This is a genomic window from Pacificoceanicola algae (assembly GCF_049341065.1).
Classification (GTDB): Bacteria; Pseudomonadota; Alphaproteobacteria; order Rhodobacterales; family Rhodobacteraceae; genus Pacificoceanicola.
Map to the genome: position 1 here is coordinate 53,597 of NZ_JBMPIX010000020.1, position 17,348 is coordinate 70,944.

Genomic DNA, 17,348 nt, shown 5'->3' on the forward strand with positions numbered 1-17,348 from the left:
GGCGGGGCGGCGTTTCGGCCTTTGGCCGGAACCAGCGCCGTACTGCGTTTACCGCAGCATCTTCAGCCAGCGCTCCAAGGCATCCAGCGACTCGGCTTCGTCGAGAAACGGTATATGCCCGCGATCCGGCACTTCGACCGCGATCATATCCGGGCGCCGCTTCTTCATCTCGGCAAAGCAGTCCTCGGACAAAAGGTCCGAATTCGCCCCCCGGATCGCGCACAGGGGCAATCCCGCCAGCGCGTCGAACAGCGGCCAAAGGTCGGGCGCCGGATTCGCGCCGCTTTCAAGAACCGCTTCTCGCAGTTTCGGATCGTAGGGAATGACCAAACCGTCCTTGCCTTGACGGTACAGCTTCTTCGCCTCGTCCAGCCAGCGCCCCTCGGGCAGGTTGGCAAAGGCGGTCATGGCGGCGGCGCGCTTTTCCGCCGCCTCTTCAAAACTTTTCCACGGCGGGTTGCGCCCCAGATAGCCCTTGATCACCTCAAGACCTGTATCCGCGATCTCTGGCCCGATGTCGTTCAAAGCGACGCCCAGAAGCCGGTCCTTGGCAGTCGCCGCCAGCACCATGGCAATCAGCCCGCCGCGCGACGTGCCCAGCACCGCCGCTTTCTCAAGCCCCAGATGATCCAGCAGCTCAAGTGCGTCGCGCCCTTCAACTGGGATCTGATAGGTCTCATGCGGCGCCCAGTCCGACTGTCCACGCCCGCGATAGTCCATCCGGATCAGCCGCACGCCCTCCAGATGCGGTGCGACATAATCAAAGTCGTGCACATCCCGCGTCAGCCCCGCGAGGCAAAGCAACGGCAGCCCTTCGCCCTCATCGCTGTAGTGCAGGGCTACCCCGTCAGAAGCAAAGAAACGTGACATCAGACAAGCTCCGGAATTGTGGTTAGATCAGTCAGAACATGCGCCGGGTGCGCCATCAGCCGATCCATCGGCAGACCGGCGCGATTCACCCAGACGGTCTGGAACCCATAGGCCGAAGCGCCCGCAGCATCCCAGCCATTCGACGATACGAAAAGCACCTCATCCGGGGCACAGCCGAACTTGGCGCCAACCATGTCGTAAACCGCTTTGGCGGGCTTGAAGATGCCCACATCGTCAACCGACAGGATCGCATCCAGATACAGACCAACACCTGAATGATCGACCGCCCCCTCCAGCATGTCGCGGCTGCCGTTGGACAGGATCGCGCAGGACAACCCGCGCGCCTTCAACTGCGCCAACATCATCGGCACCTCTTTGTAGGCGGCCAGTTCCCAATACAGCGCCAGCAGAAGTTCTCGCAGTTCAGGATCATCAAGCCCGGCTTTCTCAAGCGCCCAGTCCAGCCCATCCTGCGTGACCTGCCAGAAACTCACATGGTCCCCCGTCACCGCCCGCAGCCAACTGTATTCCAACTGCTTGCGTCGCCAGTCCTCGGCCAGCACCGGCCAGACTTCGGCCAAGGCTTCTCGTCCCGGCTGCTCGGCCGCGATACGCGCAGCGGCGGAAACGTCGAACAAAGTGCCGTAGGCATCAAATACACAAACCCGGATCGTCATCAGCGCCTCCCGCTTTCCGGGCGAACCCTGACACAGCGCGCCGCCATGGAAAAGCCCGCCGCCGCCTTCTTCTGTTTCTCGATGCCCGAAAATCGGACCTCGCCATGCGCCGCACCGCCCAGTGTTTGCAAATCCGGTCAACTCACCCTATTTTGACGGGGATCGAAAAGAGCACCCGGGGCGCCCCGGCCTCTTACATGAACCCCCCAAACATATCGGAGCCCCCTTATGACGCAGGCTAAATCCGGCGACACAGTTCGCATTCACTACACTGGCACTCTGCAGGACGGCAGCACTTTTGACAGCTCGGCGGGTCGCGATCCGTTGGAATTCACCGTGGGCACCGGTCAGGTCATCCCCGGTTTCGACAAAGCCGTGTCCGGCATGACCGTCGGCGACAAGAAAAAAGTCGAGATCCCCGCAGACGAGGCTTACGGCCACCCCAACCCCGAGGCCATGCAAGCCGTGCCGCGCGCCGAAATCCCCGCCGATATCCCGCTTGAGGTCGGCCTTCAGCTTCAGGTCCAGACCCCAACAGGCCAGGTCATGCCCGTGACCGTTACCGAAGTGACCGAGACCGAAGTGACCCTCGACGCCAATCACCCGCTGGCAGGCAAAGACCTGACCTTTGACATCGAATTGGTCGAAATCGCGTAATTACGCCCGGGGCGTCACGTCCTTGGATCAGCACGGCGTTTCGGGAAACACCTGATACACCGTGAAACGCTTTGACGCAGGGCGGGGGTCTTCCCCGCCCTTTTCATTTGTCTCGCGGGGTCCAATCCGCTGGAACGCCGCGCCTGCGCAACCGCAGTGCCAGCCCAATCGCCACACCCACGCCGATGGCAATGGTCAAGTCCGCCACCACCGTCAGCACCATGGTCAACAGCAACAGCGCCAGATCTGACCTCCGCATCCTTAGATAGCCCGCCCATTTGTCCGGCTCGCTCATGTTCCATGCGGTCAGCACCAAAAGCCCGGCCAGCGCTGGCATGGCGAGGTATCCCGCCAAGGGCGCGGCAACCAGCATCACCACCAAAATCACCAGCGCATGCACGACGCCGGCCACCGGGGTACGTCCACCGGCGCGCACGTTGGTCGCCGTCCGCGCGATCGCTCCGGTCGCGGGCATCCCGCCAAACAAGGCCGAACCGATGTTCGCCGCGCCCTGCGCCAGCACCTCGGCATTCGGGCGGTGCTGCCCGCCAATCATGCGATCCGCCACCATTGCAGAAAGCAGCGATTCAACCCCGGCAAGGAAGGCGATCACAAAAGCAGAGGGCAGCAATTCCGTCACCCGCTCCCATGTGATCTGAGGCAGCATCGGAACCGGCAACGTGCTTGGCAGATCACCAAAGCGCGAATGGATCGTCTCGACCGGCAATCCAAACAGGCTGACCACCGCCGAGCTTGCCCCAACCGCCACGATCAGCCCCGGCAGTTTCGGAAAAACCCTCCGCAGGATAAGGATACCCAGCATTGTCGCCACACCAATGCCCAGCGCCGGCAGGTTCAGGCTGGCCCGAGCGGCCCACAGTGCTGCCAGCTTTTCAAAGAACTCGGCTGGCAGGGCCTCCGCCTGCAGCCCGAACAGATCCTTGAGCTGACTTGTCGCGATGATCACAGCGATCCCGATGGTGAACCCATGGATCACCGCTTCGGGCACATAGGCCACAAGGTTCCCGGCCCGCAGAAACCCTGCGATCAAAAGGATGATCCCCGCCATGAAGGTCGCCAGAACCAAACCGTCATAGCCGTGCGCCATGATCGTGCCAAAGACCACCACGATAAAGGCTCCAGTCGGCCCGCCGATCTGTACCCGGCTGCCGCCCAGCAATGAGATCAGCAAGCCGCCGACAATCGCAGTGACCAGCCCCTTGGCCGGATCGGCCCCCGAGGCAATCGCGATGGCAAGGCTTAACGGCAAGGCCACCATGGCCACGCTGACCCCAGCCAGCGCATCCGCCAGCAAAGCCTGCTTGGTATAGCTCGGGAGAGTCGTCAAAATCTTGGGTTTCATAGCCAAGCGATAGGCCTCAGAGCCCGCCAAGGCAACTGAAAGACGCTCAGGCCCCTTTCCGCCCCGCCGCCATAGGTTTAGAGTGGAGAAAAACGGGAGTTTTCAGCATGCATATGGCTAACTTTGATGGGCTTCACCTGCACTACCGCATCGATGGCCCCGAGGATGGCACGCCAGTTGTCTTCGCCAACTCCCTTGGGACCGATCTGCGCCTGTGGGATCCCATTCTGCCGCTGCTGCCCAAGGGCCTGCGTATCCTGCGCTTCGACAAGCGCGGGCATGGGCTGTCCGATTGCCCCTCGGGCCCTTACACCATGGGTCAGCTGATCGCCGATACCGAACACCTTATGGACCGGCACGGTTTCAAGGACGCGATCTTTGTCGGCCTGTCCATCGGCGGGATGATCGCCCAGGGACTGGCGACCAAGCGCCTTGATCTGGTGCGCGCCGTGGTGCTGTCGAACACCGGCGCCAAGATCGGCACCCGCGAGATGTGGCAGGAACGGATCGACGCCGTCGCCGCGGGCGGCCTGAGCACAGTGGTCGATGCGACCATGCAGCGCTGGTTTGCCCGGCCGTTCCACACGACCTCCGATTTCCATGCATGGCGCAACATGTTCCTGCGCTGCCCGGCAGCCGGCTGGATGGGCTGCGGCGCCGCCATTGCGGGAACAGATTTTTTTACCACCACCGCGTCTTTGCGCTTGCCCGCGTTGGGGATCGCCGGGTCCGAGGACGGCTCGACCCCGCCCGATCTGGTGCGCGAAACCCTTGGCCTGATCCCGGGTTCGGACACCAAGCTAATCCAAGGCGCGGGCCATCTGCCCTGCGTGGAAAAGCCCGCCGAATACGCGGCCATCCTGACCGAATTCCTCAAGGCTCAGGGCGTGGCCTGATCAACGGCCGGACTTGCGGCGGAGACCCCCTTGGCAAACTTCCTTCTGATTCACGGCGCCTGCCATGGCGCCTGGGCGTGGCGCGACGTGATCCCTGCGCTTGAGGCGCTGGGCCACACCGCCCGTGCCATGGACCTGCCGTCACACGGCGACGACGAAACGCCTGCGGATCAAGTGACGTTGGACCTGTATGCGCAGGCGATCGTGGGCAAGCTCGACGGCCCCACCATCCTTGTCGGCCACTCCATGGGCGGCTATCCGATCACCCGCGCCGCGCAAATTGCGCCCGATCAGATCGCCCGCCTTGTCTATGTCTGCGCCTATACGCCCTGGAAGGATCTGACCCTTGCTGACATGCGCCGCTTGGCAGATCGCCAGCCCTTGGTGCCCGCGATCCGCAAGGCGCCGGACGGCATCACCATGACGTTTGACAAGGACATGACGCGAGCGCTGTTCTACCACGATTGCCCTGCCGAAACTGTCACCTTTGCCCTCCAGAACCTATGCCCGCAGCCCATTGAGCCGATGGAAACTGCCCTGCCCAACGATGCGCAGGTGACGCCCCCGCGGAACTATATAGTTTGCCGCGACGACCGCGCCATTCCGCCGGAATTGCAGGACATGATGGCTGCCAAACTGCCTGCCAAAAACGTATGCGAGATGCCGACCTCGCATTCGCCCTTCTTTGCCGACCCCAAGGGGCTTGCCCGGACCCTCGACAGTATCGCCCGAGGCGCCTAAACCCTGCGTAATCAGACGAGGACGACCATGCCAGCCACCCCCTTCGACAGCGCCCACCTGCACCAGCTTTTCCCGACCGGCGATACCGCCCGCCTGTTTTCGGATACGGCTGAAATCCGGGCGATGATGTTGGTCGAAGGCACCTTGGCATCGGTGCAGGCTGCCCATGGTGTGATCCCCGAGGTTTCGGCAGCCGCGATCCACCGCGCCAGCCTTGAAATCCAGATCGATCCGGGCGCTTTGGCAAATGCCACCGGGCAGAACGGTGTGACAACCCCCGCTCTGGTGAGTGCCTTTCGTGAGGCGATGCAAGCCCCCGAGCATGGGCAATACCTGCATTGGGGAGCAACCTCGCAGGATATTCAGGACACCGGGCTGATGCTGCGCCTGCGACAGGCGCTGGGGCAGATGGAGGGGCAACTCAGGGAAACCCTCACCGGCCTCGGACGCCTCGCCGCTACGCATGCAGATACGCCGATGGCGGCGCGCACCTATGGTCAGCACGCCACGCCTACCAGCTTTGGCGCACAGGTCGCTTCATGGGGCTGGCCGTTTATCGGCGCGCTTGAGGCTCTGCCTGAGCTTCAGAAAAGCTGCCTTCTGGTCTCGCTCTCTGGCGCCGCAGGCACGGCTTCTGTTCTTGGGCCGGACCCCGCTGCCATTCGGGCCGATTTAGCCGCAAAACTGGCGCTTGGCGATCCCGGGCGCAGCTGGCACACCGACCGCACCCCAATCCTGCGTATTGCCGACTGGATGACGCGCGCCACGCTTGCGGCGGGCAAAATGGGGCAGGATCTGGTCCTTGCCGTTCAGTCCGGCATTGGCGAGGTCACGCTTGGTGGCTCTGGCGCGTCTTCGACCATGCCGCAAAAGCAGAACCCTGTCGGCCCCTCGGCACTTGTCGCTCTTGCCGCCCATGCGCGGGGGCTGAACGCGACGCTTCAGGGCACTGCCGTCCATGCCCAGCAACGTGATGGCGCGGCGTGGTTCACCGAATGGCTGACCCTGCCGCAACTGGTTCTGACCTGCGCCGCGGCCCTGAGCCACGCGGCCAATCTGGCGCAGAGCCTGCAACCGAACGCCGCCGCGATGCAGGCCACTCTGGACAGCACCGGCGGTTTGATCTTGGCCGAGGCCCTTTCCTTCGCCCTCGCCAAGGAAATGCCCCGCCCCGAAGCCCAAGCCGCCACCAAAAAGCTGTGCGCTCAGGCGCGCGAAACCGGCGAGCCGCTGGAACACATCGCCCGCGCCGCCTTTCCCGGGCTGCCGAGCGACCTATTCGACACATCACGGCAGCTGGGCACCGCCCCGGCCGAGGCGCGCGCCTTCGCCCAGGCCGTCTCGCAGATCTGATCCCAACGCCAAACCAGCGGCGACGCCCGGTGCGCCGCCACGTAACTGTTGAAATTCCATCTTGCGCGGGGGGTCTGCCCGTCGCACCCTGCCCAAAAAACAAATCAGGGAGATGGTAGGCATGACACGGATCAAAGCGGCCGTATGCACAGACTTCGGCGCACCGCTTGTAATCGAAGATCTGGACCTGCGCGCGCCCACCCCCGGCGAAGTCGAAGTGACCCTCGAAGCTGTGGCGATCTGCCATTCCGACATCTCCTATGCCGAGGGCGCGTGGGGCGGCGATCTTCCGGCTGTCTATGGCCACGAGGCTGCCGGGCGCATCACTGCCCTTGGCGCAAACGTGCAGGGCTTTGCCATAGGCGACCGCGTTGTCGTCACCCTGATCAAATCCTGTGGAAGCTGTGCCAATTGCGCGACCGGCAAACCGACGATCTGTGACGGGGCAAAACCCGAACCCTCGCCGCTGACGCGCCCGGATGGCACCGAAGTTGTCAAATCCATGAACTGCGGCGCCTTCGCCGAACGCGTGATTGTCGATCCCACCCAGATCGTCAAAATGCCCGAGGATATGCCCGCAGAAAGCATAGCGCTGCTGGCCTGCGGCGTGATCACCGGCATCGGCGCGGTGGTGAATGCAGCGGGCCTGCGGGCGGGCGAAGACGTGGTGGTCATTGGCGCGGGCGGCGTTGGGTTGAACGCCATTCAAGGCGCGCGTATCGCCGGGGCCCGTCGCATCGTCGCCGTCGACATGAGCGAAGAAAAACTTGACGACGCCATGGAATTCGGCGCCACCCACGGTGTGCTTGCCACCTCCAAAGAACCATGGAAACAGGCGTTCAAGGCCTTGGGCCGGGGTGCCGATGTGGTCGCCGTCACTGTCGGCGCCATCCCCGCCTACAACGATGCGCTGCGCTACATGGGCTGGGGCGGGCGCATGGTCATGGTCGGCATGCCCGCCACCGGCGCCATGGCCGAATACGAACCGGTCGTGCCCGCCTTCATGGGCCAGCACATGATCGGTTCGAAAATGGGTGACGTGGTGATCCAGCGCGACATCCCCTGGATGGCCGATCTCTACCGTCAGGGCCGCCTGAAGCTTGATGAGCTGGTTTCGAACCGCTGGCGTCTCGACCAAATCAACGAAGCCATCGCCGACACCAAGACCGGCAAGGCCCGTCGCAACGTTATCCTGTTTGATACATGATGGACCACGCCCTGCCCTTCACCGGTTCTTAAATTTCCCGACGGGTCGGATCACATCATGATCCGGCAGGTCTCAAAAGGAACGCGCCGCATGAAACTGCGAAACCTCGATATCATCGTGACCGCGCCACCGGCGCCGGGCTGGGGCGGGCGCTATTGGATCCTCGTCAAGCTGACCACCGCTTGCGGCATCAGCGGTTGGGGCGAATGCTATGCCGCCTCTGTCGGCCCGGATGCCATGCAGGCTGTCATCAAGGACGTCTTTCAGCGCTACTTTGAAGGCGAAAACCCGGAAAACGTGGAACGCATGTTCCGCCGCACATATTCCTCGGGGTTCACCCAACGCCCCGACCTGACGGTGATGGGCGCGTTCTCTGGCCTCGAAATCGCCTGCTGGGATATTCTGGGCAAGGCGCGAGGCCGCCCCGTCTGGGCGCTGATCGGCGGGCTGATGAACGAGCGCATCCGCGCCTACACTTACCTCTACCCCTTGCCGCAGCACAAAATGGCGGATTTCTGGACCTCGGCGGATCAGGCCGCCGAAGCCGCCGCCGATTGCGTTCAGCGCGGCTACACCGCTGTCAAATTCGACCCGGCGGGCCCCTACACCATGCATGGCGGGCACCAGCCCGCGATCTCCGACATCACCCAATCCATCGCCTTTTGCAAAGCCATCCGCGAGGCCGTGGGCGACCGCGCCGATCTGCTCTTTGGCACCCATGGCCAGTTCACCACATCCGGCGCCATCCGCCTTGGGCACGCGATCGAGCCCTACAACCCGCTGTGGTTCGAAGAGCCGATCCCGCCGGACAACCTGTTGGAGTTTCAGCAGGTCGCGCAAGCGGTCCGCATCCCCATCGCTACGGGCGAGCGGATGACCACACGCGCGGAATTTGCCACGGTTCTGCGCACCGGCGGCGCCAAGATCCTGCAACCGGCGCTTGGTCGTGCGGGCGGCATCTGGGAGGCGCGCAAGATCGCCGCGCTTGCTGAAAGCTTCAACGCCGAAATGGCCCCGCACCTTTACGCCGGCCCCATTGAATGGGCGGCCAACATCCAGCTGGCCGCTGCCATTCCCAATCTGCTGATCGCCGAAACCATCGAAACCCCGTTCCACGATGCCCTGATCAAAGGCAGCATCCGTGTCGAGAACGGCTTTGTCCCGGCGCCGCAGGCCCCCGGACTTGGTATCGAGGTCGACGAAGACCTTGCCCGCGCGCATCCCTACACGGGCTCAGCGCTGCATCTCGAAATGCAGGATGAGCCCTGCAATTACGCAGAGGGCAACAATTTTCAGGGTGGCGCCCCGGCATCCGATCCATGATCTCGCCTTTTCCGAATCAGGCTGATATATTGGGCCATCGAATTGTGTGAGAATATGCCCAGTGAACCAGCATCAGCCTCCAGCCCCGCCCGATGAGATGGCCTCCAACGCCCAGAATGCGGCTGCGTTTCTCAAGACGCTGGCGCATGAAGGGCGGCTGATGATTCTTTGCCATCTGGGCTCGGGCGAAAAATCCGTGGGCGAGCTGGAAGAGCTTCTTGGCATTCGTCAGGCAGCGGTCAGCCAGATGCTTGCAAGGCTGCGCGAAGAAGGGCTGGTCGTTACACGCCGCGATGGAAAGACGATCTATTATTCCCTTGCGAACGAGAACACGAGCCGGGTGATTGGCCTGCTGTACGAGATGTTCTGCGCAGGTTCCGATGGCAGCTGCGCCTGAGACGACCTACTCTGGCCCGGAAGTGTGCCGCCTGACCGCAAGGCAGGCCATCGCTGCCTTGAAGACCGGCGAAGTGACCGTGGCCGAGTTGATCGACGCCAGCCTTTCGCGGATTGAACAGTCAAGCCCCGCGATCAACGCCATGGTCGCAACCTGCGCCGAACGCGCCTATGAGGCCGCCAAGTCCGCTGATCGCTCCAGTGTGCTGGCCGGGCTGCCCATCGGCATCAAGGACCTGACCCCGGTTGCCGGTGTACGCACCACTTGGGGTACGCCCGCCCTGGCCGATTTCATCCCAGATGCGTCCGATCCCCTGGTCCTGCGTCTTGAATCGCGCGGCGGCGTGGTGATTGGCAAGACCAACACACCCGAAATGGGCGCCGGGGCAAATACCTTCAATCCGGTCTATGGCCCCACTCACAACCCTTGGAATACCAAGATGAACGCGGGCGGATCCTCCGGCGGGGCCGCGGCAGGGCTGGCCACGGGTGAGGTTTGGCTCAGCCATGGCTCGGACCTTGGTGGCAGCCTGCGCACCCCGGCCAGCTTTTGCGGTATTGTCGGATTGCGCCCCTCGCCGGGCGTGGCCCTTGGTGGCGGGCCCAATACCTTTGACACCCTGCCCGTTCAGGGGCCGATGGCGCGCAACGTCGCGGATTGCGCGCTGTTTCTGGATGCCATGGCGGGGTTTGACCCCACCTCGGCGGTGTCTTACCCGGCCCCAGCGCAAAGCTATCTGGACGCTTGCCTTGCTGATGCCGGCACTATCCGCATCGGGTTTTCCGCCGATCTGGGCGGCCTTGCCCCGGTGACCTCGGAGATGGAGGGCATCCTGCGCGCCGGGCTGACCGCCATTGCTGGCGAAGGTGTCTCGGTCGAGGACGCCGCCCCGCCGCTGAAAGATGCTGACACCTGTTTCCGCGCCCTGCGTGCGCTTGGTTTCTGGGCGCAGGCCCGCAAGACGCCTGAGCGGATCACAAAACACTACAAACCCACGCTGTTGCAGAACATCGAAGACGGACGCGCCCTGAAAACCGAAGATCTGGCCGAGGCGATCACCACACGCTCGCGCCTTTATCAGGATATGCGCGGGTTCCTGTCCGGCATGGACGTTCTGGCCTGCCCGGTCAGCGGCTTGCCGCCCTTGCCACAATCGGTGGAATACCCAACCGAGGTCGCAGGCGTTCCTTCCAAGGACTACCTGTCGTGGTTGGTCTTTGCCTATCCGGCAACGCTGTGCGGCCTGCCCGCCTTGTCGTTGCCGCTTGGGTTTACCGACAGCGGCTTGCCTGTCGGTATCCAGCTGATAGGTCAACCGCGCGGCGAAGCGCGCTTGCTACAAGTGGCCCGCGCGCTGGAAGAGCGGATCGGCTTTGCGCAAACGCCGATTGATCCAATTCCCGGCTGACGCGCCGCATCAGACCCGGTGGTAGGGACTGCCCGCCAGAATGGACGCCGCACGATAAAGTTGCTCGGTCAGCATCGCCCGGGCCAACATATGGGGCCAGACCATCTGACCAAAGGATAGGGACAAATCCGCCTCGGCGCGCAATTCGGGATCAATGCCATCCGCGCCGCCGATGACAAAGGCCAGATCACTGGCGCCGTAGTCGCGCACGCCCGCCATCCAGTCGGCAAACTGTGGCGACGTCATCACCTTGCCGCGCTCATCCATGCAGCACAGACGCGCGCCAGTGGGAATCGCCTTGCGCAACAGCGCGCCCTCGGCGGCCATTCCGCCGCCTTTGCGATCCTCAACCTCATGCACCGTCACCGGGCCAAGGCTAAGTGCCCGCCCGGTCCGGTCGAATCGTTTGAGATAGTCGTCGATCAGCGTACGTTCAGGCCCCGCCCGAAGGCGGCCCACGACGCATAGATGCAGGCGCACTTACGCGCCCGTCGGCGCGGCCCCGCTGGCCATCGGCACCCACATCTTTTCCAACTGGTAGAATTCGCGCACCTCGGGGCGGAAGATATGGATCACCACATCACCGCTGTCGATCAGCACCCAGTCGCCGGTTTCCTTGCCTTCGATCTTGGCATAGACGCCACAGTCTGACTTGAGCACTTCAACAAGTTTCTCAGCTATTGCCGAGACTTGACGCGAAGAACGCCCCGAGCAGATCACCATGTAATCGCACACGGATGTCTTGCCGCGCAGATCGATTTGCACGACGTCTTCGGCCTTGTTTTCAGTAAGACTTTCAAGCACTGCGGCCAGCACCGTTTCGCTGGTCGTTTCGGTCTTGGATGCGCCCGTCATCGGGTTTCCAGTATTTGCGGCATCGGCCGCACCTGTATTAGGTGTCAGGACAATGTCCTCCTTGACAATTCACGCCGCACAATCGGCCCCGGCGCCCGGCCTATCCTAAAGATAGCACCCCGAATGCCATTTCTCAACATTTCGGGGCTTATGAAGAGGCCGGGCGGCAAAGACCAGCCTTCTTTTACAGCTCTGCTTCAAAGCGGCGCATAACGGACACCACCCCTAAACGCTTCAAATGCAAGGCTGGATGGCCACCACCCATCAGGCACCGTAAGGCACCCATACCGTTTTGACCTCGGTCGCGGCCTCCAGAAAGGCCCGGCCTTCGCCCTCGGCCCCCATCCAGTCGCGCGCCGCGCCATGGTTGACCCAGCTGCGTTTCAGGTTGCCGGCCGCGCCACGTTCGATCTCGCTCGACAGGTCGGACGAGGAAAATGACCAGACCGCCTCGATATCCGCGTGGGCCGCCATAGTCGGCGCCAAATCCGCGTGGCACCCGGTCAGAATGTTGACCACGCCCCCCGGCACGTCCGAGGTTTCCAACACCTGATAGAAATCCGTCGCCACAAGGGGGAAGGGTTCGGAGGCGACAAGAACAACCCGGTTGCCCATCGCAATCGCGGGCGCCATGACCGAGACAAGCCCCAAGAGCGGCAGGTCATCGGGGCAAAACGCGCCGATCACGCCGCAGGCCTCTCGCATGGCCAGGGCCACGCCGCGCATCGGGACCGAGCGCACGTCGCCATCGAACTTGTCCGCCCAGGCCGCATAGGTGAACAGGCGATCCACCGAAGCCTCGACTTCTTTCGTGCCCGTGCGCCCGCCGGTCATCCGGTCGATCTGGGCGGCAAATTCGGCCTCGCGCGCCACGAGGTTTTCCGCGATGTAGTAGATCACTTGCGCCCGCAGATGCGCCGTGGCGCTTGTCCAGCCTGACGCCCCGCGCGCCGCCTCGACGGCATTGCGAATGTCCTTGCGGCTGCCGATCGGGGCCTGTCCGATCAGCTTGCCCTTCTTGTCATAAAAATTGCGGGCATAACCGCTGTCCGGGCGGGTCTGTTTGCCGCCAATATACAGCTTGGCCGTCCGGTCCACCGGCTGCGGCTCACTTTCGTCACCGGCGTAGGCCGCAATCACTTTGACCGGTTTCGCCTTGCCCTCTGGGCGGGTGTAGGCAGACAGCCCCTCCCAGCCGCCCTCGCGGCCAAAGCCGCTCTCGCGCACTCCGCCAAAGCCTGCGGCCGCGTCGAACATGTTGGTGCCATTCACCCAGACAACACCTGCGGCCAGCTTGGGCGCCACATCCAGCGCGGTATTGATATTCTCGGACCAGACCGAGGCCGCCAGCCCATAGCGCGTGTTGTTGGCCAGTTGCACCGCCTCGGAGGGCGTGCGGAAGGTGGTAGAGACCAGCACAGGGCCAAAGACCTCTTCCTGCATCAGATGCGCGGCCTGCGACAGTCCGGTAATCAGGGTTGGCGGATAGAAACAGCCGTTCGGCACCGGGCAATCGGCCTGATAGACCTCGCCCTCGCTGTCCGCGACCAAGGCGGCAATCCGGTCGCGTTGAACCGGGTCCACGATCGCGCCGACGTCGATGCATTTGTCCAGCGGATTGCCCAGCCGCAGCTTGTCCATCCGGGCGCGCAACTTGGCGTGGAAGCGCTCGGCGATCCCCTCTTGCACCAAAAGGCGCGATCCGGCGCAGCACACCTGACCCTGATTGAACCAGATCGCGTCAACCAGCCCTTCGACAGCAGAATCCAGATCGGCGTCTTCGAAGACGATGTAGGGGCTCTTGCCGCCCAGCTCCAAGGTCAGCGCAATTCCGCGCCCCGCCGTGGCCGCGCGGATTTTGCGCCCCACCTCGGTGCTGCCGGTAAAGGCGATCTTGTCGACATCGGCATTCACGATCATTTCGCCCACCGCACCATCGCCGGTGACGATGTTGACAACGCCCTTGGGCAACCCCGCCTGACGGCAGATGTCCGCAAACAGCAGTGCCGTGAGCGAGGTCCACTCGGCAGGTTTCAGAACCACCGTGTTGCCCATGGCCAGAGCCGGTGCGATCTTCCACGCCAGCATCAGCAAGGGAAAGTTCCACGGAATGATCTGGCCGCAAACGCCCAACGCCTGACGGCCGGGCAGTTCTGCCTCCATCAGTTGCGCCATGCCCGCGTGATAATAGAAATGCCGCTGCGCCAATGGGATATCGATATCCCGGCTCTCGCGGATCGGCTTGCCGTTATCCAGCGTCTCCAGAACCGCGAACAGTCGCGAATGTTTCTGCAATAGCCGCGCCAGCGCGTACAGATAGCGGGCGCGCCCCTTGCCACCGAGTTTTTCCCAACCCGGCTGCGCCCGACGCGCTGCCGCAACCGCCGTTTCAACATCTGCCTGTGTCGCTTGGGTCAAAGTGGCCAGCACCTCGCCCGTCGCAGGATTGCGGCTGTCAAAGCCCTCGCCGGGATCGGTAAAGGCCCCGTCGATAAAATGCCCAAAGCGGTCGCCCTGATCCACCAGCCAGGCCAGCGCATCACCTGCGCCCTCGGGCGAGGGGCCATAATCCATGCTCTCGAAGATGTCTCTGACGCTCATGGCTTTGTCTCTTTCAATAATCGCAGGTCCGGGCTTATCCGGCCGCATGCCGCCAAGAGGCCGAATAGGCCCCGGTCACATAGTGTTCCAACTGCCGTTCGATATCGCCCAGAAGTGACGAGGCGCCAAACCGGAACAGGTCAGGCCGCAGCCAGCGATCCCCGAGTTCTTCCTTGATCAGCGCCAGATAGTTCAGCGAATCCTTGGCTTTGGAAATCCCGCCCGCAGGTTTGTAGCCGACGCGAAAGCCGGTTCTTTCATGATACTCGCGGATTGCGCGGATCATCACCAAGGACACCGGCAAGGTCGCATTGACGCTTTCCTTGCCCGTCGAGGTCTTGATGAAATCCGCCCCCGCCATCATGCACACCAGTGATGCCCGCGCCACGTTCTGCAATGTGCCCAGTTCCCCAGTCGCCAGAATCGCCTTGACGTGGGCCTCGCCGCAGGCCGCGCGGAAGGTGCGCATTTCATCATACAGCCCCTGCCAATCCCCGGTCAGAACCAAGCGACGGGAAATCACGATATCGATCTCGGCGGCGCCTGCCTTGACGCTTTCCTCGATTTCGGCGACCCGCAGGTGAAAGGGTGACAATCCCGCAGGAAAGCCCGTGCTGACCGCTGCCACCGGGATGCCCGAACCCTGCAAGGCCGAAACTGCTGGTGCGATCATGTCGTGATAGACACAGACTGCGCCCACCGTCAGCCCCTCAAGCCCCAGTTCCTTTTCCAGGTCCCTGCGCACTGGCTGCCGCGCCTTGGCGCAAAGCCGCGCCACGCGTCCCGCCGTGTCGTCGCCGGCCAGGGTCGTCAGGTCGATGCAGGACACCGCCCGCGCCAGCCAAGCCGCCTGATACTCTTTCTTGACGCTGCGCCGCCCCGGCAGGGTGGCCGCGCGCCGCTCGATGGCTGAACGATTGGCCCGGGCGCGCATCACCCAGTCCATATCCAGATCCATCCCCGGATTGCGGGCCTCTTGTACCAGCGGAAGCTGCGCGCTGCCGGTGGTGACTGTTTGGGATGTGGCCATCCTCTCCTCCTTGCGACTGGGTCAAGTCAGGGCGTCAGAGTGGCCCCGGACGGGTCGGAATACAAGCGTTCCGCGACGGCGGGCCAGCCGATGCCATTGGCCCCTTGTTGGCGGTTTTGCGCAATTGAGTGGCGTCAATCGCCGCGCGCCCGGACACAGATGCGAATAATTCGCAAAAACATTGACCTTCTGCGAATGACTCTCATATACAACTGGATGAAGGAGATTTCTGTGCCACTAACCCGACGCCGTATTCTTGCTGGAATGATGGTTAGCCCGCTGATTGCCCGCAGCGCTTTCGCTGCTGCGCCACTGAATGTGGTTGCCACAACCGGCATGATCGCCGATGCCGCGCGCGCGGTGGGCGGCGATCTGGTTGCGGTGCACGCACTGATGGGGCCGGGTGTTGACCCGCATGGCTATCGCCAGACCCGCTCGGATATCGTGGCGATGACCCGCGCCGATCTGGTCTTGTGGAATGGCCTGTATCTTGAGGCGCAACTTGAAACCTTTCTTCAAGGCCTTGCGCGCCGCGTTCCGGTGCGCGCCGTGGCCGAGGCCGCCCCGCAGGATGTCCGCCTGACCCACAGCGAATACGAAGGGCGCGCCGATCCGCACCTCTGGATGGCCCCCCGTCTGTGGCGCTTTGCCGTCGAAGCGACGCGCGACGCCCTGATCGAACAGCGCCCAGAACACAGCGTGAGTTTTGCCGCCAATGCCGAAAGCTATCTGGCCGAACTGGACAACCTGCACAGCTACGCCAGCGACACCCTTTCCAAATTGCCACCGGAGGCCCGTGTTCTGGTCACCGCGCATGATGCCTTTGGCTATTTCGGGCGCGAATACGGGTTTGACGTCGAAGGCATTCAGGGCATTTCCACCGAGTCCGAAGCGGGCCTGCAACGCATCGGCGCGCTTGTCGATCTTCTGGTCGAAAAACAGATCAAGGCGGCCTTTGTCGAAAGCTCGGTCTCGGATCGCAATATCCGCGCGCTAATCGAAGGCGCCGCGGCGCGCGGGCATGAGGTTCGCATCGGGGGTGAGCTGTTCTCGGATGCCATGGGCCAGCCCGGCACCTACGAAGGCACCTATATCGGCATGATCGACCACAACGTGACCACTATCGCCGCAGCCCTCGGGGCAGATGTGCCTGCGGGTGGGATGTCCGGTAACCTGAAGGCAGGTGGATGATATGAGCCCGCGTGATATTGCCTACGAAAACGCGCTTCCCGAAGGCGCCATTGCCGCCAGCCCCTTTGCGCTGCGCGGCTTGTCGGTGGCTTACGCATCCGACCCTGTGGTGCAGGACATTGACATGACGGTGGTCCAAGGCAGCATGACCGCCATAATCGGGCCCAACGGTGCCGGGAAATCGACCTTATTGAAAGCCGCCCTTGGCATTGTGCCATCGCTCGCCGGGCAAAGTACCGCTTGGGGGCAGCCCTTGGCGAGCCAGAGAAAAAGGATTGCCTATGTCCCGCAACGCGCCAGCGTGGACTGGGATTTCCCGACTCGCGTGATCGACGTTGTGTTGATGGGTCTTTATCAGGAGCTCGGGCTGTTCCGCCGCGTCCGCCCGGCGCACCGCGACACCGCTTTCGCCTGTCTTGAACGCGTGGGCATGCAGGACTTTGGCGAACGTCAAATTGGCCAATTGTCCGGCGGCCAGCAGCAACGCGTGTTCCTCGCCCGCGCCTTGGCCCAGGGAGCCGACCTCTATCTGCTCGACGAGCCCTTTGCCGGGGTCGACGCCGCGACTGAATCCGCCATCATCGCCGTCCTCAAATCACTGCGCGACGAGGGCCGCACCGTCGTTGCCGTGCATCACGATCTGTCCACCGTCGAAGACTATTTTGACCGGGTTTTCCTGATCAACCGTCACCGCATCGCCGAAGGCCCGGTCGCCAGTGCCTTTACCCAAAAGTATCTGGATGCCGCCTATGGCGGGCGCGTGTCGCTGAAGGCGTAAG

The 17,348-nt window shown here is 63.1% G+C and carries 17 protein-coding genes; 10 read left to right on the forward strand and 7 right to left on the reverse strand.

Features of this window, described 5'->3' with window-relative positions; translation table 11 throughout:
* Window positions 1-48 precede the first annotated feature (48 nt).
* Both ACOYQJ_RS20670 and ACOYQJ_RS20675 read right to left on the reverse strand, forming a co-directional pair.
* On the reverse strand, window positions 49-870 hold the full coding sequence (locus tag ACOYQJ_RS20670) for an alpha/beta fold hydrolase (RefSeq protein WP_422907902.1): 822 nt from the start codon (window positions 868-870) through the stop codon (window positions 49-51).
* Complete coding sequence (locus tag ACOYQJ_RS20675) at window positions 870-1,547, reverse strand: haloacid dehalogenase type II (protein WP_422907903.1); 678 nt, start codon at window positions 1,545-1,547, stop codon at window positions 870-872. The genes ACOYQJ_RS20670 and ACOYQJ_RS20675 overlap by 1 nt, the downstream gene beginning before the upstream one ends.
* Before the next feature lie 228 nt (window positions 1,548-1,775).
* On the opposite strand from ACOYQJ_RS20675, the gene ACOYQJ_RS20680 reads away from it, so the two are divergent.
* Window positions 1,776-2,204: an FKBP-type peptidyl-prolyl cis-trans isomerase gene (locus tag ACOYQJ_RS20680; RefSeq protein WP_422907904.1), complete on the forward strand. Its 429-nt coding sequence runs from the start codon at window positions 1,776-1,778 to the stop codon at window positions 2,202-2,204.
* A 103-nt stretch (window positions 2,205-2,307) separates the two neighbouring features.
* Here ACOYQJ_RS20680 and ACOYQJ_RS20685 read toward each other — a convergent pair whose 3' ends face one another.
* A complete protein-coding gene (locus ACOYQJ_RS20685; protein ID WP_422907905.1) occupies window positions 2,308-3,552 on the reverse strand; it encodes a SulP family inorganic anion transporter in 1,245 nt (414 codons plus the stop codon).
* Between the two features lie 122 nt (window positions 3,553-3,674).
* Between ACOYQJ_RS20685 and pcaD the strand changes: the two genes are divergently transcribed.
* From pcaD to ACOYQJ_RS20720, 7 genes are all read left to right on the forward strand, one after another.
* On the forward strand, window positions 3,675-4,463 hold the full coding sequence (gene pcaD / locus ACOYQJ_RS20690; protein ID WP_422907906.1) for a 3-oxoadipate enol-lactonase: 789 nt from the start codon (window positions 3,675-3,677) through the stop codon (window positions 4,461-4,463).
* Window positions 4,464-4,493: 30 nt separating this feature from the next.
* Window positions 4,494-5,204 (forward strand): alpha/beta fold hydrolase, encoded by a 711-nt coding sequence (locus tag ACOYQJ_RS20695; RefSeq protein WP_422907907.1) that lies wholly within the window; start codon window positions 4,494-4,496, stop codon window positions 5,202-5,204.
* Between the two features lie 27 nt (window positions 5,205-5,231).
* Window positions 5,232-6,557 (forward strand): class-II fumarase/aspartase family protein, encoded by a 1,326-nt coding sequence (locus ACOYQJ_RS20700; RefSeq protein ID WP_422907908.1) that lies wholly within the window; start codon window positions 5,232-5,234, stop codon window positions 6,555-6,557.
* 121 nt (window positions 6,558-6,678) lie between these two features.
* Window positions 6,679-7,764 (forward strand): Zn-dependent alcohol dehydrogenase, encoded by a 1,086-nt coding sequence (locus ACOYQJ_RS20705; protein ID WP_422907909.1) that lies wholly within the window; start codon window positions 6,679-6,681, stop codon window positions 7,762-7,764.
* 90 nt (window positions 7,765-7,854) lie between these two features.
* Window positions 7,855-9,087 carry a mandelate racemase/muconate lactonizing enzyme family protein gene (locus tag ACOYQJ_RS20710; RefSeq protein WP_422907910.1) on the forward strand — a complete coding sequence of 411 codons (1,233 nt, stop codon included), beginning with the start codon at window positions 7,855-7,857 and terminating at the stop codon, window positions 9,085-9,087.
* A 97-nt stretch (window positions 9,088-9,184) separates the two neighbouring features.
* Window positions 9,185-9,484: an ArsR/SmtB family transcription factor gene (locus ACOYQJ_RS20715; protein ID WP_422907929.1), complete on the forward strand. Its 300-nt coding sequence runs from the start codon at window positions 9,185-9,187 to the stop codon at window positions 9,482-9,484.
* Window positions 9,468-10,892, forward strand: coding sequence for an amidase (locus tag ACOYQJ_RS20720; protein ID WP_422907911.1), 1,425 nt, complete (start codon window positions 9,468-9,470; stop codon window positions 10,890-10,892). Before ACOYQJ_RS20715 ends, ACOYQJ_RS20720 begins: the two co-directional genes overlap by 17 nt.
* Window positions 10,893-10,901: 9 nt before the next feature.
* Here ACOYQJ_RS20720 and rlmH read toward each other — a convergent pair whose 3' ends face one another.
* The 4 genes from rlmH to deoC form a co-directional block, all read right to left on the reverse strand.
* Complete coding sequence (rlmH, locus tag ACOYQJ_RS20725; protein ID WP_422907912.1) at window positions 10,902-11,372, reverse strand: 23S rRNA (pseudouridine(1915)-N(3))-methyltransferase RlmH; 471 nt, start codon at window positions 11,370-11,372, stop codon at window positions 10,902-10,904.
* A complete protein-coding gene (rsfS, locus tag ACOYQJ_RS20730) occupies window positions 11,373-11,747 on the reverse strand; it encodes a ribosome silencing factor (RefSeq protein WP_422907913.1) in 375 nt (124 codons plus the stop codon).
* A gap of 264 nt (window positions 11,748-12,011) precedes the next feature.
* Window positions 12,012-14,348 (reverse strand): aldehyde dehydrogenase family protein, encoded by a 2,337-nt coding sequence (locus tag ACOYQJ_RS20735; protein ID WP_422907914.1) that lies wholly within the window; start codon window positions 14,346-14,348, stop codon window positions 12,012-12,014.
* A gap of 34 nt (window positions 14,349-14,382) precedes the next feature.
* Window positions 14,383-15,378: a deoxyribose-phosphate aldolase gene (deoC, locus tag ACOYQJ_RS20740; RefSeq protein WP_422907915.1), complete on the reverse strand. Its 996-nt coding sequence runs from the start codon at window positions 15,376-15,378 to the stop codon at window positions 14,383-14,385.
* A 216-nt stretch (window positions 15,379-15,594) separates the two neighbouring features.
* Between deoC and ACOYQJ_RS20745 the strand changes: the two genes are divergently transcribed.
* Both ACOYQJ_RS20745 and ACOYQJ_RS20750 read left to right on the forward strand, forming a co-directional pair.
* A complete protein-coding gene (locus ACOYQJ_RS20745) occupies window positions 15,595-16,569 on the forward strand; it encodes a metal ABC transporter solute-binding protein, Zn/Mn family (RefSeq protein ID WP_422907930.1) in 975 nt (324 codons plus the stop codon).
* Window position 16,570: 1 nt separating this feature from the next.
* The gene (locus ACOYQJ_RS20750) at window positions 16,571-17,347 is read left to right on the forward strand and encodes a metal ABC transporter ATP-binding protein (protein WP_422907916.1); all 777 of its coding nucleotides are present in this window, start codon (window positions 16,571-16,573) and stop codon (window positions 17,345-17,347) included.
* Window position 17,348 lies beyond the last annotated feature (1 nt).

Excerpts from the sequence above, each read along its gene's own strand:
- ACOYQJ_RS20670 (WP_422907902.1), bottom strand. The coding sequence starts at position 870 with ATGTCACGTTTCTTTGCTTCTGACGGGGTAGCCCTGCACTACAGCGAT.
- ACOYQJ_RS20675 (WP_422907903.1), bottom strand. The coding sequence starts at position 1,547 with ATGACGATCCGGGTTTGTGTATTTGATGCCTACGGCACTTTGTTCGAC.
- ACOYQJ_RS20680 (WP_422907904.1), top strand. The coding sequence starts at position 1,776 with ATGACGCAGGCTAAATCCGGCGACACAGTTCGCATTCACTACACTGGC.
- pcaD (WP_422907906.1), top strand. The coding sequence starts at position 3,675 with ATGCATATGGCTAACTTTGATGGGCTTCACCTGCACTACCGCATCGAT.
- ACOYQJ_RS20700 (WP_422907908.1), top strand. The coding sequence starts at position 5,232 with ATGCCAGCCACCCCCTTCGACAGCGCCCACCTGCACCAGCTTTTCCCG.
- ACOYQJ_RS20705 (WP_422907909.1), top strand. The coding sequence starts at position 6,679 with ATGACACGGATCAAAGCGGCCGTATGCACAGACTTCGGCGCACCGCTT.
- ACOYQJ_RS20710 (WP_422907910.1), top strand. The coding sequence starts at position 7,855 with ATGAAACTGCGAAACCTCGATATCATCGTGACCGCGCCACCGGCGCCG.
- ACOYQJ_RS20715 (WP_422907929.1), top strand. The coding sequence starts at position 9,185 with ATGGCCTCCAACGCCCAGAATGCGGCTGCGTTTCTCAAGACGCTGGCG.
- ACOYQJ_RS20720 (WP_422907911.1), top strand. The coding sequence starts at position 9,468 with ATGGCAGCTGCGCCTGAGACGACCTACTCTGGCCCGGAAGTGTGCCGC.
- rsfS (WP_422907913.1), bottom strand. The coding sequence starts at position 11,747 with ATGACGGGCGCATCCAAGACCGAAACGACCAGCGAAACGGTGCTGGCC.
- ACOYQJ_RS20735 (WP_422907914.1), bottom strand. The coding sequence starts at position 14,348 with ATGAGCGTCAGAGACATCTTCGAGAGCATGGATTATGGCCCCTCGCCC.
- deoC (WP_422907915.1), bottom strand. The coding sequence starts at position 15,378 with ATGGCCACATCCCAAACAGTCACCACCGGCAGCGCGCAGCTTCCGCTG.
- ACOYQJ_RS20745 (WP_422907930.1), top strand. The coding sequence starts at position 15,595 with ATGAAGGAGATTTCTGTGCCACTAACCCGACGCCGTATTCTTGCTGGA.
- ACOYQJ_RS20750 (WP_422907916.1), top strand. The coding sequence starts at position 16,571 with ATGAGCCCGCGTGATATTGCCTACGAAAACGCGCTTCCCGAAGGCGCC.